This window comes from uncultured Agrobacterium sp., from assembly GCA_913777615.1.
Lineage (GTDB): Bacteria > Pseudomonadota > Alphaproteobacteria > Rhizobiales > Rhizobiaceae > Agrobacterium.
Map to the genome: position 1 here is coordinate 45,191 of CAJYTK010000009.1, position 15,332 is coordinate 60,522.

The 15,332-nt window shown below is 59.6% G+C and carries 13 protein-coding genes; 10 read left to right on the top strand and 3 right to left on the bottom strand.

Going from position 1 to position 15,332, the window contains the following annotated elements; genetic code table 11:
* Positions 1–75 precede the first annotated feature (75 nt).
* The 3 genes from QZ862_RS07770 (at position 76) to QZ862_RS07780 (ending at position 2,298) form a co-directional block, all read left to right on the top strand.
* A complete protein-coding gene (locus tag QZ862_RS07770; protein WP_296099103.1) occupies positions 76–1,173 on the top strand; it encodes a glycosyltransferase family 4 protein in 1,098 nt (365 codons plus the stop codon).
* On the top strand, positions 1,170–1,919 hold the full coding sequence (locus QZ862_RS07775) for a polysaccharide deacetylase family protein (protein WP_296098789.1): 750 nt from the start codon (positions 1,170–1,172) through the stop codon (positions 1,917–1,919). Before QZ862_RS07770 ends, QZ862_RS07775 begins: the two co-directional genes overlap by 4 nt.
* Positions 1,920–2,085: 166 nt before the next feature.
* Complete coding sequence (locus QZ862_RS07780) at positions 2,086–2,298, top strand: hypothetical protein (RefSeq protein WP_296099136.1); 213 nt, start codon at positions 2,086–2,088, stop codon at positions 2,296–2,298.
* Here QZ862_RS07780 and QZ862_RS07785 read toward each other — a convergent pair.
* Positions 2,290–3,252, bottom strand: a complete 963-nt coding sequence (locus QZ862_RS07785; protein ID WP_296098791.1) for a glycosyltransferase — start codon at positions 3,250–3,252, stop codon at positions 2,290–2,292. The genes QZ862_RS07780 and QZ862_RS07785 overlap by 9 nt on opposite strands.
* Before the next feature lie 195 nt (positions 3,253–3,447).
* On the opposite strand from QZ862_RS07785, the gene QZ862_RS07790 reads away from it, so the two are divergent.
* The 7 genes from QZ862_RS07790 (at position 3,448) to QZ862_RS07820 (ending at position 13,246) form a co-directional block, all read left to right on the top strand.
* Positions 3,448–5,340: an ABC transporter ATP-binding protein gene (locus tag QZ862_RS07790; RefSeq protein ID WP_296098794.1), complete on the top strand. Its 1,893-nt coding sequence runs from the start codon at positions 3,448–3,450 to the stop codon at positions 5,338–5,340.
* A complete protein-coding gene (locus QZ862_RS07795; protein WP_296098797.1) occupies positions 5,337–7,241 on the top strand; it encodes an ABC transporter substrate-binding protein in 1,905 nt (634 codons plus the stop codon). Before QZ862_RS07790 ends, QZ862_RS07795 begins: the two co-directional genes overlap by 4 nt.
* A 1-nt stretch (position 7,242) precedes the next feature.
* Entirely contained in the window at positions 7,243–8,241 is a 999-nt protein-coding gene (locus tag QZ862_RS07800) for an ABC transporter permease (protein ID WP_296020343.1), read from the top strand.
* Positions 8,238–9,413, top strand: coding sequence for an ABC transporter permease (locus tag QZ862_RS07805; RefSeq protein ID WP_296020345.1), 1,176 nt, complete (start codon positions 8,238–8,240; stop codon positions 9,411–9,413). Before QZ862_RS07800 ends, QZ862_RS07805 begins: the two co-directional genes overlap by 4 nt.
* 124 nt (positions 9,414–9,537) lie before the next feature.
* On the top strand, positions 9,538–10,743 hold the full coding sequence (locus tag QZ862_RS07810; protein ID WP_296020347.1) for a glycosyltransferase family protein: 1,206 nt from the start codon (positions 9,538–9,540) through the stop codon (positions 10,741–10,743).
* An 80-nt stretch (positions 10,744–10,823) separates the two neighbouring features.
* Positions 10,824–12,071: a glycosyltransferase gene (locus QZ862_RS07815; protein WP_296098800.1), complete on the top strand. Its 1,248-nt coding sequence runs from the start codon at positions 10,824–10,826 to the stop codon at positions 12,069–12,071.
* Positions 12,068–13,246, top strand: a complete 1,179-nt coding sequence (locus QZ862_RS07820; RefSeq protein ID WP_296098803.1) for a glycosyltransferase — start codon at positions 12,068–12,070, stop codon at positions 13,244–13,246. The genes QZ862_RS07815 and QZ862_RS07820 overlap by 4 nt, the downstream gene beginning before the upstream one ends.
* An 11-nt stretch (positions 13,247–13,257) precedes the next feature.
* On the opposite strand, the gene QZ862_RS07825 is transcribed toward QZ862_RS07820, so the two are convergent.
* On the bottom strand, positions 13,258–14,490 hold the full coding sequence (locus tag QZ862_RS07825; RefSeq protein WP_296098805.1) for an FAD-dependent oxidoreductase: 1,233 nt from the start codon (positions 14,488–14,490) through the stop codon (positions 13,258–13,260).
* Between the two features lie 17 nt (positions 14,491–14,507).
* Positions 14,508–15,206, bottom strand: a complete 699-nt coding sequence (locus QZ862_RS07830; RefSeq protein WP_296098809.1) for a phosphatase PAP2 family protein — start codon at positions 15,204–15,206, stop codon at positions 14,508–14,510.
* Between the last annotated feature and the right edge of the window lie 126 nt (positions 15,207–15,332).

Here is a 15,332-nt window from a genome sequence, read left to right on the forward strand (position 1 = left end):
GACCCATGGTGTCAAGGCTGCGACGGTCTAAAATACAGTTGACGAAGACGCGGCTGAAAACGCATGACTGCAGCCATGAAGATCGCGTTCTACTGCCCGATGAAGTCTCCAAACCATCCGGTCCCCTCCGGCGACAGGCTGATGGCGCGGCTGTTGATGCAGGCGATGCAGCTTGCCGGCTACGAGGTCGAGGTGGTGTCGGAACTGCGATCCTTCCTGCGCCAGCCGGATGGCGAAGAGGCAGAAGCGCTGGCGCGGGACGCGGAGCAGGAACGGCAGCGCATATCGACGCTCTGGCAGGAAACGAGCCCGCCCGATCTCTGGTTCTGCTATCACCCCTATTACAAGGCGCTCGACCGTTTGGGACCTGAGCTCAGCCGCTCATTCGCCGTGCCCTATGTGACAGCGGAAGCCTCTTACTCCCCGAAACGCAATGCCACCGGCTGGGCTCAGATCCAGGCCCGGCTTCTGGACGATCTAAGCTCTGCTGCCGTCAACATCTGCTTCACCCATCGCGACCGAGACGGCCTTATGAAGGCCAATCCTGCGATGCGCACACAGATGCTGCCGCCCTTTCTGGACACGTCCCTGTTCTGCGCGCTGGACCCTGCCCCGCAAGCGAGCCGCATGGCAACTGTCGCGATGATGCGTCCTGGCGACAAGCTCAGCAGCTATGAAGCCTTGGCGGCTGCGTTGAATCGCCTTTCCCCCAATCTCGACTGGACGCTGGCCATCATTGGCGACGGGCCGGAGCGCGATACTGTCCAAAAGATCTTCAAAGACATCTCACCGCATCGCCTCGCCTGGCATGGCGAGAAGACCCCTCATGAGATCGCAGACATCCTGTCGCATGCCTCGCTCTATCTCTGGCCCGGCCATGGCGAAGCCTACGGACTTGCCTATCTGGAGGCACAAGCCGCAGGCCTGCCGGTCATCGCCGAGCGGATTGCCGGCGTGCCGGAAGTGGTGATCGATGGAAAGACCGGCATTCTGACGGAGCCGGGGAATACGCAGAGCTATGCGAATGCCATAGAAAAGCTGCTGACCGATCAGGAAAAGAGACAGTCCATGGCGCAAAGCGCGAGAGCATTCGTCAGTCAGGAGCGCTCCTTGCAAAAGGCAGCGTCGACGCTCGACCGGATTTTGCAAGACGCCAGAGGGTACGAACTATGACGGAAAAGAAACTTCTGGAAACGCTCGACAGCTTCGCCCATCGCGGCGTTGCCGCCGACCTCTGGCTGCGCGACGACGATGCGACGGAGCCGACACCGGCGCTCGATCGACTGCTGACGCTCTCCGATCGCTATGCCGTGCCGATGACGCTGGCCGTCATTCCTGAGCCCACCGGTAGTGCTCTCGCGAAGCGGCTTGAAAAGGCGCAGGCGATTGACGTCGCGGTGCATGGCTGGGCGCATCGAAACCATGCCGGGCCGAACGAGAAGAAGCGAGAGCTTGGCTTACATCGCCCGAAGGATACCGTGCTCGCAGAGCTGCAAAGCGGATTTGAAAAGCTGCAGAACCTCTATCCGAGCCGCTTCGTGCAAATCCTGGTGCCGCCGTGGAACCGCATCGACCCGGAGATCGTCGACGCTCTGCCATCGCTCGGCTATCAGGCGCTATCGGTCTATGGCCCGGAAAAGGCATCGCCCATTCACCTCTTGAACACCCATGTCGATATTATCGACTGGCGGGGAACGAGAGGCGGCAAGGACCACGATCTGCTATTTGGCGAAACCGCCGAGCGCATTGTGGTAGCAGAGCAAGAGGCAAGAACCACTGGCATCCTTACCCACCATCTCGATCATGATGAGGCGGCATGGGCTTTTCTCGACCGCCTATTCACGCTGACCGCCAACCATCCCGGCTGCCGTTGGCGCAGCGCCGGGTCGCTGGTCGAAAAGGCTGGCTCGACGGCCTGACATGGCGCGACAATATGTCGAGTATCAAGTCGGACTACTCAGGCGTAAGCACACGAACGAAGAGCCACTAAAGCGCCTTGCGTCCTGTTGGGCGCACAAAGGACGTTTTGGTTTTGCGTTTCCGCATCGCCGATGCTGCAGGCTCTGTTTGGAAAGTGTGACGAAGATGGAATGGTTCGAGTATTTTCCGATTGTAATGTTGCCGCTGAAGCTGCTCGTCGTCGGCATCGGCATGTATTATTCGATCAAGTGGCATTACGATCAAGGCAAGCTGAAGCGCGCGGAAGACGAGAAGCGCAAGCATCAGATGGCAGCCGCCGCGAAGGCCGCCGAGGACCGCGAGATCGCCTCGGCAGAACTCCCTCAACCTTCACCATGATTTCCACGCGATCAGCAGACCGTCGCTCTTGGCGCTGGCTTCGGCACGCGCCTCTTCCACCGCACTGAAATCCGCCCGGTCTGCCAGCAACGCCGCAACGAAATCGGCCCCCGCCAGCGTCACCGATCCCGCACGCGCCACCACGCTAAAGATCAGCGGACCCGTGCCCCACCATGCGGGCGCGCGCGGCAGGCGCTCGGCAATCTCCGGCAGCGCCTGCAAGATGCGCTCGAAGACGGGATGGCCGGGCGGTGTGGCGATAAAGGAATTGGCGAGTAGCACGCTTCCCTTCCCCGTCATGCGCGGCGTTTCCTCGGCAAAGGCGGTGAGCCCCACCATGGGGAGGATATCGCCAAAGCTGATGTCGTCGCGGGCCGGATAAAAATCACAGTCGAGATAGATGCCACCAACGCGCGACAGGATGAAATAGCGCGCAACATCGACCGCACCCGGATAATCCCCGTCCTCCAGCATCTGCCGGAAGATCGGATCGGCATCGATCCCTTCTGCTTCCAGATCGGCTTCCCGCCACAGCCGATAGGCGTAGCCATTCGCCTGCGCATGTTTGCGCCAGGCATCGGTTGAGGGTGGCACTGGTTTGTTGCCGATCCAGATCTGGTGGATCTTCCGTGGCACCGCCTCGCGGTTCCTCTGTGCAATCGCTCGTCTCTCATCCGCAGAGAAGCGGCCATAGGGCGCAAAGACTTCGGGCGGCGGCACGAGAAGATATTGGTAGCCGGCTTTGGCAACCGCATCTCCTTTGGCCTTGGCGAGCCTGAGATAGGCCGAATGCAGGCGGCGCGGCAGGCCGAGCGCTGTCACCTCCCCCATCAGATGCTGGTCGTGCGCATTCGATAGCTCGAGGAAACGATCTTCTGCCGCAGCGAAATCTTTTTCCGCCAGCAACCGCCTGATGTCTGCAAGCGTTGCATCAAAAGTGGCTTTGTCCGGCATGTTCGCTCCTGAGCTTAATAACCCCGACATATCTTCGGACTAGACGTTTCCCAAGAGCCCGAGACCATGCAGAAAGCCGGAAATTTTTCACGGTTTCAAGAGCATGGACAGAGCTTATACTGTGCGATAACGTGAATATAAGGGCCGCGTGATAATGCCACAGGCAAACAACAAGACGGCAAGGGAACCTATGGCATGACTGCAGGCGCAGATTTGCTTCGCATTGAAAATCTGCAGGTCTCTTTTTCCATTATGGGCGGAAAGATCGAAGCGGTCCGGGGCGCAAGCCTGCGCATCCTGCCAGGAAAGGTCACCGCGCTCGTCGGCGAATCCGGCTCCGGTAAATCGGTCATCGGCCAGACGATCATGGGAATCCAGCCGCGCACGGCCCACGTCAGAGGTCGCGTTCTTTTTTCCGACCCTTCGAGACCAGACGATCGTCCCATCGACCTCCTCCAACTGGAGCAGGACGGCAAGCCGATGCGCGCCATTCGCGGCAACCGCATCGGCCTGATCTTCCAGGAGCCGATGACCTCTTTTTCGCCTCTCCACACCGTCGGCAACCAGATCGACGAGGCGCTGCGCATCCATTCGGTTCTGACACCGAAGGAGCGGCAGGAAAAGATGGAGGAAACGCTTGATCTCGTCGGCTTTTCCAACCCCGCCAGGATCTGTCAGATGTATCCTTTCGAGCTTTCCGGCGGCATGCGCCAGCGCGCCATGATCGCCATGGCGCTGATCTGCCGCCCGGCGCTGTTGATCGCTGACGAGCCGACCACGGCACTCGATGTGACGATCCAGGCGCAGATTCTCAAGCTTCTGCGTGACCTTCAGAGCCGGCTCAATATGAGCATGCTGCTCATCACCCACGATCTTGGCGTCGTCGCCAACATCGCCGATGAGGTCGCCGTCATCTATCAAGGCGAAATCATGGAAGCGGGCACGGTAGACGACATCTTCCGCGCACCCTCGCATCCCTATCTGAAAGGCCTGATGGCGGCTGTCCCACATTTCGATATGAAGCCCGGTGAAAGGCTTAAAGCGCTACGCGATGTCACCCTCGACAAGGAAAGCCTGATCGGCAAAAAAACCGACAGCGTCGACAAGGCGCCGGGCGTCATTCTCAGCGTCAGGAATATCTCCAAGACCTACACCACCCGCAAGTCCACATGGTTTACCGCCGGCAATGCGAACAGCACCAAGGCGGTGGATGGCGTCAGCTTCGATATCATGCGCGGCGAATGTCTGGGCCTTGTCGGCGAAAGCGGCAGCGGCAAGACCACCGTCAGCAAGATCCTGATGCGCGCGGTAAAGCCTGAAGAAGGCTCGATCACCTTCCATAGCAAGAACGGCGACATCGACGTGCTGAATGCCGTAGATGGCGATCTGCGTGAGCTGCGCACCCGCATCCAGATGGTGTTTCAGGACCCGGTCTCCTCGCTGTCGCCACGCATGACGGTCGGCAATATCCTCAGCGAACCCTTGGAAATCCACGGGCGTGGCGACTCGAAATACCGGCAGGAGCGCGTCAAGAATTTGCTGCGCGCCATTGGCCTTGGCGATAACGCGCTGAACCGATATCCGCACAGCTTCTCAGGCGGTCAGCGCCAGCGCATCGGAATTGCGCGCGCGCTGATGCTGGGGCCGGAACTCTTGATCTGCGACGAGCCCGTCTCCGCGCTGGACGTTTCGGTACAGGCGCAGATCCTCAATCTGCTCAAGGATTTGCAGAAGGATCTCGGGCTCACCTATCTCTTCATCTCGCACAATCTGGCGGTCGTCGATTATATGGCCGACCGCGTCGCGGTGATGTGCGAGGGCAAGATCGTTGAGCTTGCGCCACGCGAGACGCTAATGCGCAATCCGGTTCATCCCTACACAAAGTCGCTTCTCGCCGCCGTTCCCTTCCCCGATCTCGACCGGCCACTGGATTTCAAGACGATCGGCAAGATCAGTGCCACCGGCAAGTTCGACTGGGGCAAGCAGTTTCGAGACGAAGACAACGGACAGATGATAACGGCCGATCTTGGCGGGGGGCATCTCGTGCTTGCCAATGCCAATGCGGATGTTCGGGAGCTACGGTCTTGATTACGCGCCGCACCACCCTTGCCCTGCTCGCCTCCGTTTTCGTTCCATGGAAAGCCTCCGCCGCCAACTATATCGACGCCGATTTCTTCAAGGAGAAGCTCGACAAGGGCGAATTGCCGCCTCTCGATCAGCGCCTGCCGAAAAACCCCCGCGTCATCGATCTGAAAGCCATGGGCCGCGAGACAGGTCAGCATGGCGGCAATATCCGCATGCTGATTGGCGGTCAGCGCGACATTCGCCTGATGCCGATCGACAGTTACGCCCGCCTCGTAGGCTATGACGAAAAGCTGAACTTCGTTCCCGACATCCTCGAATCCTACACGGTGGATGAGGAGCGCGTCTTCACACTGAAACTGCGCGAGGGCCACAAGTGGTCGGATGGCAGCGATTTTACCGCCGAAGATTTCCGCTACTTCTGGGAAGACGTGGCGCTTAATCTGGAAATCCACAAGGGCGGCCCACCCATCGAGCTTCTGGTCAACAAGAAGCCACCTTCGATCGAGGTTCTCGATCCGTTGACGGTGCGCTACACCTGGGACGGGCCGAATCCGGATTTTCTGGCCAAACTTGCCGGTGCGTCGCCCGCACGTCTGTTCCTTCCCGCCGCCTATATGAAGCAGTTCCACGTCAAATATCAGACGCCGGAAAAGCTCGCCAAGCTGATGAAGAAGAACAAGGTGGACGACTGGAGCAGCCTGCACGTCAAGATGTCGCGACAGCTCCGTCCGGAAAATCCCGATCTTCCTACGCTCGACGCCTGGCGCGTTATCACCGCACCGCCTGCCGAACAGTTCATCTTCGAGCGCAATCCCTACTACCACCGCGTCGATGAGAATGGTCGCCAGCTTCCTTACATCGACCGCTATCTGCTGAACGTCACATCGTCGGAAATCATCGCGGCAAAGACCGCGTCCGGTGACAGCGACCTGCAGTTCATGAACCTCGATTTCAACGACTACACCTTCCTGAAAGATGCCGAAGCGCGTTATCCGTTGAAGGTCAATTTGTGGAAGCGAAGCCAGGGTTCGCGCGTCTGCCTGCTGCCGAACCTCAACTGTGCCGACGACACCTGGCGCGCGCTGTTTCGCGATGTGCGCATGCGCCGGGCGCTCTCGGTGGCGATCAACCGGCATGAGATCAACATGGTCTGCTTCTACGGCCTCGCCAAGGAAAGCGCCGATACCGTGCTGCCGGAAAGCCCGCTCTTCCGGCCGGAATTCGCCACCGCCTGGGCGCAATTCGATCCCGAACTTGCCAATCGGCTTCTGGACGAGGTTGGCCTGACGGAGCGCAACGATCGCGGCATTCGCCTTCTGCCAGATGGCAGGCCCGCGCACGTGATCGTCGAGACCGCTGGCGAAAGCACGCTCGAAACCGACGTGCTGGAACTGATCACCGATCACTGGCGCAAGATCGGTATCTCCCTCTCCAGCCGCCCGACGCAGCGCGACGTCTTCCGCAAGCGTGCCATGGGCGGTGAGGTAATGATGTCGGTCTGGTTCGGCATGGATAACGCCATTCCCAACGCCGACATGCTGCCATCGGGTCTCGCACCCACCGGCGACGATCAGCTGCAATGGCCGGTCTGGGGTATCCATTATCTCTCCGGCGGGCGTGAAGGCAAACCGCCGGATCTGCCGGAAGCCGTGCAACTGCTCGATCTCCTCAAGAAATGGCGCCGCAGCGTCACCGCGCAGGAGCGCAAGGAGATCTGGCTGGAAATGCTGTCGATATACACTCAGCAAGTCTTCTCCATCGGCACGGTGAACGGCGCGCTGCAGCCGATCGTTCACAGAGCCCGACTGAAGAACGTGCCGGAGAAAGCGCTGTTTGGCTTCGAGCCGACCGCTTATCTCGGCATCTACATGCCAGATACGTTCTGGTACGACGGGAGCGCCTGACATGCTCAGATATATTATCGGGCGCATTCTCGTCATGATCCCGACATTGATCCTGATCTCGATGCTGGTCTTCACCATCATCGAACTGCCGCCAGGCGACTATTTCGAAAGCTACGTCGCCGAAATGCGCGCCATGGGCGAGACTGCCAACATGGCAGAAATCGAGGAGCTTCGCACGCGCTACGGTTTCGACCAGCCTGCCCCCGTGCGCTACTTCAAGTGGGCGACCGGCATGCTGGTCGGCGATTTCGGCTATTCCTTCGAGTACCAGCTTCCCGTCAGCGAAGTGGTGGGCGAACGTCTGTGGCTGACGGTTCTGGTCTCCTTCGTCACCATCATCGTCACTTGGCTCGTCGCCTTCCCGATCGGCATCTACTCTGCCACCCACAAATACAGCTGGGGCGATTACGGCCTGACCTTTTTCGGCCTGCTTGGCATTGCCATTCCCAACTTCATGCTGGCGCTGATCCTGATGTATTTCGCCAATATCTGGTTCGGCACGTCCATCGGCCACCTCATGGACCGCGAGTATCTGAATCAGCCGATGAGCTGGGACAAGTTCAAGTCGATCCTCGAGCATCTGTGGATCCCGGTCCTGATCATCAGCACGGCCGGAACGGCGGGCATGATCAGACGCCTGCGCGCCAACCTATTGGATGAATTGCAGAAGCAATATGTGGTGACGGCGCGCGCCAAGGGGCTTCACCCCTTCAAGGTACTGACCAAGTACCCGTTGCGCATGGCGTTGAACTTCTTCATTTCCGATATCGGCTCCATTCTGCCAGCCATTATTTCGGGTGCTGAAATCACCGCGGTCGTCCTGTCGCTGGAAACCACCGGCCCGATGCTGATCCGCGCGCTGCAAAGCCAGGACATGTATCTGGCCGGCTCCTTCCTGATGTTCCTCGCCTTCCTGACCGTCATTGGCGTGCTCGTTTCCGATATTGCGCTCGCCATTCTCGATCCTCGCATTCGATTGGGAGGTGGGAGCGTCAAATGACTTCATCGATTCCGAAGCCCGGCGAGCCCTTGCCGCATTACGTCTCTACAGCGCCCTTCGATCCCTATCTGGTCGAGCCCGCTACCAGCGCGCTTGCCATGGTGGGTCGCGCATCGCAATGGAAGCTGATGTGGTGGCAGTTCCGGCAGCACAAGCTTGCGCTCTACTCCGGCATCTTCCTGCTGGTGCTTTATCTCTCGATCTTCATATGCGAGTTTCTAGCACCCTATAATCTCCACACCCGCGACGTGGAAAACATCTACGCCCCGCCGCAAAGCATTCATCTCTTCCATGACGGCAAATTCGTCGGCCCCTTCGTCTATGGCCGCACCATGAGCCTCGACATGGACAATCTGCGCCGCGTCTACACCGACGTACCGACGGACGTGCAGAAGATTCGCTTCTTCTGCCGAGGTGACAGCTACCGCTTCTGGGGACTGTTCGATTCCAACGTCCACCTCGTCTGCCCGGCGAAAGACGGCCAGATGTTTCTGCTCGGCACCGACCGTCTTGGCCGCGACGTGCTTTCGCGCATCATCTATGGCGCACGCATTTCGCTCACCATCGGCCTCTTCGGTGTGGCCATGAGCTTCGTTCTCGGCATTGTGATCGGCGGTCTTGCAGGCTATCGCGGCGGCGTCTTCGATCTGATCGTCCAGCGCATCATCGAGGTATTGCAATCGATCCCCAGCATTCCGCTCTGGCTGGCGCTTGCCGCGATCATGCCGGTGACCTGGAGCCCGATCCTCGTCTATCTGGGCATTACCGTCATCCTCGGTCTATTGGACTGGACGGGGCTCGCGCGCGCCGTGCGCTCCAAGCTTTTGGCGCTACGCGAGGAGGATTACGTGCTCTCTGCCCAGTTGATGGGAGCCAGCACCAGCCGCATCATCGGCCGGCATCTGATCCCCGGCTTCATGTCACACCTGATCGCGTCGGCGACACTCACCATTCCAGGCATGATTCTGGGCGAAACGGCGCTCAGCTTCTTGGGCCTCGGCCTGCGTCCGCCGATCACAAGTTGGGGCATTCTGCTCACGGAAGCGAGAAGCGTCAGCGTGATTGCGCTTTATCCCTGGCTTTTGATCCCGATCCTTCCGGTCGTTCTGGTCGTGCTCGCCTTTAATTTCCTTGGCGATGGACTACGTGATGCAGCAGATCCGTTTAAATGACCGGATTTGCTGCCAGCATGTTTTGCGGTTTTCCGATCAGGGCATGTGACAAGACGAGGCGCTTCGGCGCCTTCCGCATAAAGACACGCGCCGCACGCTTTAGCGGTAAGAAGAGGTTCTGCTCGTGACAGTTCGTTTAAACGATGCACGCATTCTGATGTACAGCCACGATTCTTTCGGGCTTGGACATTTGCGTCGATGCCGCACCATTGCCCATGCGCTGGTGGAGGATTATCGCGGCCTGAATGTCCTGATCATCTCAGGAGCAACCATTGCAGGCGCCTTCGATTATCGCGCCCGCGTCGACTTTGTAAAAATCCCGAGTGTGATCAAGCTCAGAAACGGCGAATACACCTCGCTCGACCAGCATATCGATCTTCAGGAAACCCTGAAGATGCGCCGTTCGATCATCTACCACACCGCCGAAAGCTTCCAGCCGGACATCTTCATCGTTGACAAGGAGCCGATGGGTCTACGGGGCGAAGTGGAGGAAACCCTCACCTATCTGAAATCGCGCGGCACGAAGCTGGTCATCGGCTTGCGCGACGTCATGGATGCGCCGCAACTGCTTGAAGCCGAGTGGAAGCGCAACGACGTGCTGAACAAGATCGAACGCTTCTACGACCATGTCTGGGTCTACGGCCCGCCGGACTTCCACGACCCTCTGGCAGGTCTCGCTGTCCCACCCGGCGTCCACGAGAAGACCGAATTTGTCGGCTTTCTGCAGCGCTCCAAGACCCGCGGCGACAACCCGAGCCGGCATGAGGGCGACTATATTCTGGTGACCACGGGCGGCGGCGGCGATGGCAGCGAACTGATCGACGACGTGATCCGCGCCTACAAGTTCGATCGCACCCTGACCCAGAAAGCGTTGGTGGTGCTTGGCCCCTACATGCCGACGGAGCAGCGGCAGAAGTTTGCGGCGAACGTTGCGGATATTCCCCAGATGGAAATCATCGACTTCGACAACCGCATGGAAGATCTGGTTGCTGGCGCTCAGGCTGTCGTGTCGATGGGCGGCTATAACACTGTCTGCGAAATCCTCTCCTTCGACAAGCCAGCCCTTGTCGTGCCGCGCATCGTGCCGCGTGAGGAGCAGTTGATTCGCGCCAGCCGCGCGTCCGAGCTTGGCCTGTTCGACATGCTGTCGCCGGAAGATGCGGAGAACCCCGAACTGATGGCGAAAGCGCTGAAGGCGCTGATGCAGCGCCCGCCACCGTCTGCCAACGGCCGCAACCTGAAGCTCGACGGGCTTGAGAACATTTCCCGCCGCGTCGCCGAATGGCTGCAACCGGATGATACGCAGAGCGCAATCTCCGCGACTGCCTGACAGTAGGGGATGCGTAAAACGGTGGAGCCGAACATCTCGGTTTGCCGTGAGCTGCCGCAAATGAAAGAAGGCACGAAGACGTGACCGCAGACAAGAAAATCGTGGTGCTGCTGAAAGGCTATCCGCGCCTCTCCGAAACATTCATAGCGCAGGAATTGCTCGGCCTCGAAAAAGCTGGCTTGACGCTCGAACTCATGTCGATGCGCCGCCCGACCGACAAGAAGCGCCATCCGGTGCATGACGAAATCCGCGCACCCGTCAGCTATCTACCGGAATATCTTCATGAGGAGCCACTGCGTGTGCTGAAAGCGCTGTGGGCCTGCCGGAATAAGCCCGGCTTCGGAAGTGCGTTGCGCCAGTTCTTCCACGATCTCGCCCAAGACTTTTCTCGCAACCGCTTCCGTCGTTTCGGTCAGGCCGCAGTGCTGTCCCATGAATGGCCACAGGACGCCGGCTGGCTGCATGTTCACTTTATCCACACGCCAGCGTCGGTTGCCGCCTACACCCATCTGATCACCGGCATTCCCTGGACGATCTCGGCGCATGCAAAAGACATCTGGACCTCAACGGACGCCGATCTCTCTTACAAGCTCGGAAGCGCCCGCTGGGCGGTAACCTGCACCGCCAGCGGTTATCGCCATCTGCAAGACCTCTCGCCCAATCCAGCCACGGTCCATTTGAGCTATCACGGCCTCGACCTCACACGCTTCCCCCCGATGGAGGGTATGCGCCCGCCACGCGATGGTTCCGACCCCGCCGATCCGGTGCAGATCCTCAGTGTTGGCCGCGCGGTGAAGAAGAAGGGCATCGACATTCTGCTGAAGGCGCTCGCCGCCCTCCCAGCATCGCTGCACTGGCGCTTTACCCATATTGGTGGCGGCGATGAGCTGGCGACGCTGAAAGCGCTTGCTGAGCAGTTGCGCATCGCCGACAAGATCACCTGGACGGGTGCGATGGACCAGAAGCAGGTGCTGGAGCAATATCGAAAGGCCGATCTCTTCGCGCTTGCCTGCCGCATCACCGCCGATGGCGACCGCGATGGCCTGCCCAACGTGCTGGTGGAAGCCTCAAGCCAGGCGCTAACCTGCGTGTCCACCAACATCTCCGGCATTCCCGAATTCTTCGTCGATGGCGAAAACGGCCTGCTGACCGAGCCGGAAAATGAAGCCGCGTTCTCGAAAGCCCTGGAGCGCGCAATCTCCGATCCAGCGCTCAGATCAAGACTGGGCGCTGCCGCTGAGCATCGCGTGCGCACCGCCTTCGATCACCGCACCAGCATCACCGACCTGAAAAATCTCTTCGAACAGGAATGGGAGAAGACCTCGTGACAATCGCCTCCGCCCCTGCCAGCAAGGCTCCCAGAGTTTTCTTCTATGTCCAGCATCTGCTCGGCATCGGCCATATTGCCCGCGCCAGCCGCGTCGCCCATGCGCTGGTGGCAGACGGCTTTGACGTGACAATGGTGACGGGCGGAACGCCGGTGCCGGGCTTCCCCGGTGAGGGCATTCGCCATGTCGAACTGCCGCCGGTCGCCGTTGCCGATGGCAATTTCTCCGGCCTTGTCGATGCCAACGGCGCGCCGGTGGACGATGCCTTCAAGGATAACCGCACCAGCATGCTGCTCGGCGCTTATCACGGCGCAAAACCGGATATCGTCATCATCGAGGCCTTCCCCTTTGGCCGTCGACAAGTGCGATTCGAACTCTTGCCGCTGCTGGCGGCGATCGAGAAAAGTCTCAAGCGCCCGCTGGTCATGACCTCGCTGCGAGACATCCTGCAGGAACGCGCCAAGCCCGGTCGTGACGAAGAAACGATCGATCTCGTCAAGAAGCACTTCGATACTGTGCTGGTCCATGGCGATCCGAATTTCGTGCGGCTGGAAGAAACCTTTCCGCTGTCCGAACAGATCCGCCAGCGCATTGTCTATACCGGCCTGGTGGCACCCGGCAAACCGACGCCGCCGCAGGAGCGCTTCGATGTGGTGGTCTCGGCAGGCGGCGGTGCCGTCGGCGGCGCGCTTCTGAAAGCAGCGCTCGCAGCCGCACCACACATTCCGGAACTCAAGACATGGTGCCTGATCACCGGCCCGAACATGCCGCAGGCGGATTTCGATGCGATCTCGGCTGAAGCCGGCGACGCCATCTCCGTCTTCCGCTTCCGCAAGGATTTCGCCAGCCTTCTCTCCGGTGCGAAGCTCTCCATCTCGCAAGCCGGCTACAACACCGTCTGCGACATTCTGCAAGCCAAATGCCGCTCGCTGCTCATCCCCTTTGCCGCAGGCGGCGAAACCGAACAAGGCGCCCGCGCCTCACGGCTGGCAAAGCTCGGCCTTGCTCAGGTGCTGGAAGAACATGCCATCGCGCCGCAGTCCATGGCCGAGGCGATTCGTGCAGCATTGGCGCTACCGGAGCCTGGTGAGATCACCCTCAATCTGGATGGCGCAAACGGCACGGCGCGTGTGCTGCGCAGGCTCTATGCGGAACATCAGATGGATGATGAGTAGGTCTCAGCCCTTCAATAGGTAATCTTCTCGCGCCTGAAGCCGAGCCCGATCAGACGGCCAGCGAGATGGGCTAGAAGTGGGAAGCGCAGGATAGCGCGAACGAAGGCGGGCGGGCCTTTGGACTTGGGTGCGGCTTCGTGATCCTTACGGTTCTTGCTGCGCATCATCAATTGCAGCTTCTGCGTGGCTTTGGTCGGAAAGGTGCGGCGCTGTTGGATAGCCGTTAGATCGCCGTCGGAGATGACTCCTCTGTCACGCAGGGCGGGCACCAGAATATTGGCGGCCGCCACCGCATCCTGAATGGCGAGATTGACGCCGACGCCGCCGATCGGCGACATGGCGTGGGCGGCATCACCGATGCAGATGAGGCCCGGCTTCCACCATTGCGTCAGCCGGTCGATGCGCACGGTGAGAAGATAGACATCATCGAAGCTCTTGATTTCCTGCAGTCGATCAGCAGGCAGCGGGCAGACCTCGGCAACCCTATGGCGAAAAGCTTCAATGCCTTTTTCGCTGATCTCAGCATAGACGCCCCGGCGCACCACATAACCGCACTGCCAGTAATCGCCGCGATCGATCAGCACGAAGCCCTGCTGCGGACCGGCATGACCCATGGTTTCGTGAGGATCGCCTGGCTGTTTCGACAGCCGCATCCACAAAACCTCGGTCGGCACGCCGAAGCGTTCGATATGGAGACCGGCCTTGTCGCGCACCGTGGAATTGCGGCCATCGGCACCGACCACCAGATCGGCCTTCACGGTGAGTGTACCGGATGGGGTGGAGAGGACCACGCCGCTGACGCGCCCCTTCGTCTCGATGAGATCGCTGACAGCGGCGTTGTGCAGCAAACGGAAACTGTCGAACTGCCCAGCCTTGCCTGCCAGGAAATTGAGGAAGTCCCATTGCGGCATAAAGGCGATGAACTTGTTTTTGACCGGCAGCCAGGAGAAATCCGCGATGGTGCGCTTCTCGCCGCCAATCTCCGCATGCAGCTTTTCCGCCTTGGTGTGCGGCAGCACCAGAAACTCCTCTGCAAAACCGAGTTGTTCGATGAGCGCAATCGTCGAGGGATGAATCGTATCACCGCGAAAATCGCGCAGGAAATCGCCATGCTTCTCGATGACCGTCACGTCGATGCCCGCCCTCGCCAGAAGCAGGCCGAGCATCATGCCAGCGGGCCCGCCGCCGACGATGGCAACCGTGGTCTCTATTGCCTGAACATCGTCGCGGTGGTCGCTTGGCATGGCAATATCCTGTGTCATCATGCCTGATCTGCAGGCGGAAGCGGCTTGTTCTTCGGATAGGGCCAACCCTTGACCAAACGGAACAACCATTCCTTGCGGGCGAAGATAAAGGCGAAGAGCATGGACGTCCAGATACCGAGCAGAAGGCCAGCGGCCACATCGCTCGGATAATGCGCGCCGACGATCACCCGCGAAATGCCGATGACGAGCGCAAGGGCCATGAAGACGTAACGAAAACGCGGGATCAACATGGCAAAAGCACCGAAAAAGGCACCCGCCGCCGTAGAATGACCGGACGGGAAACTCTCATAGAGATTGTCGCCGGTAAACGGCGTCAGGCTATAGGCGCCAATATCGCCATAAAGCTCAGGCCGTCCGCGACCGATGAGGAATTTCAGGAGATGCACGAAGATGCTGGCGCTGCCGATGGTCAGGAAGAAATAGGCAAAGAGCCGCATCGCCGTCCCGATCCTTGCCGAATAAGGGCTCGCCAGCAGAAAGCGCCCGGCAATATAGGCGAGGATGGCAAAAAGCCCGGTGCTGTAGAGCATCCAGCGGAAGGTGCCGAAATCGGTGATCGCCTTGTTGAATCCGACGATCGCGCCCGGAAGGGCCTGCGCGCGCTGCGAAATGCGCGGATCGAAAGGGATGAAGACGAGCACCAGCAGAAGAGTGATGACAAAAATCCAGCCGCTCGAGATCAAAAATCGCTTCATGAAAATCCTCTATTTATCAATGCCGTATCAGCACTTCAGCACCGCGTCGCATCAGCCACTCAAACTGCATGCTCGCGCTGCCATTAGCAAGCGGCGCACGCAGATGTCATCGATGTGGAGAAGGAC

Excerpts from the sequence above, each read along its gene's own strand:
- QZ862_RS07770 (WP_296099103.1), top strand. The coding sequence starts at position 76 with ATGAAGATCGCGTTCTACTGCCCGATGAAGTCTCCAAACCATCCGGTC.
- QZ862_RS07775 (WP_296098789.1), top strand. The coding sequence starts at position 1,170 with ATGACGGAAAAGAAACTTCTGGAAACGCTCGACAGCTTCGCCCATCGC.
- QZ862_RS07780 (WP_296099136.1), top strand. The coding sequence starts at position 2,086 with ATGGAATGGTTCGAGTATTTTCCGATTGTAATGTTGCCGCTGAAGCTG.
- QZ862_RS07785 (WP_296098791.1), bottom strand. The coding sequence starts at position 3,252 with ATGCCGGACAAAGCCACTTTTGATGCAACGCTTGCAGACATCAGGCGG.
- QZ862_RS07790 (WP_296098794.1), top strand. The coding sequence starts at position 3,448 with ATGACTGCAGGCGCAGATTTGCTTCGCATTGAAAATCTGCAGGTCTCT.
- QZ862_RS07800 (WP_296020343.1), top strand. The coding sequence starts at position 7,243 with ATGCTCAGATATATTATCGGGCGCATTCTCGTCATGATCCCGACATTG.
- QZ862_RS07805 (WP_296020345.1), top strand. The coding sequence starts at position 8,238 with ATGACTTCATCGATTCCGAAGCCCGGCGAGCCCTTGCCGCATTACGTC.
- QZ862_RS07825 (WP_296098805.1), bottom strand. The coding sequence starts at position 14,490 with ATGCCAAGCGACCACCGCGACGATGTTCAGGCAATAGAGACCACGGTT.
- QZ862_RS07830 (WP_296098809.1), bottom strand. The coding sequence starts at position 15,206 with ATGAAGCGATTTTTGATCTCGAGCGGCTGGATTTTTGTCATCACTCTT.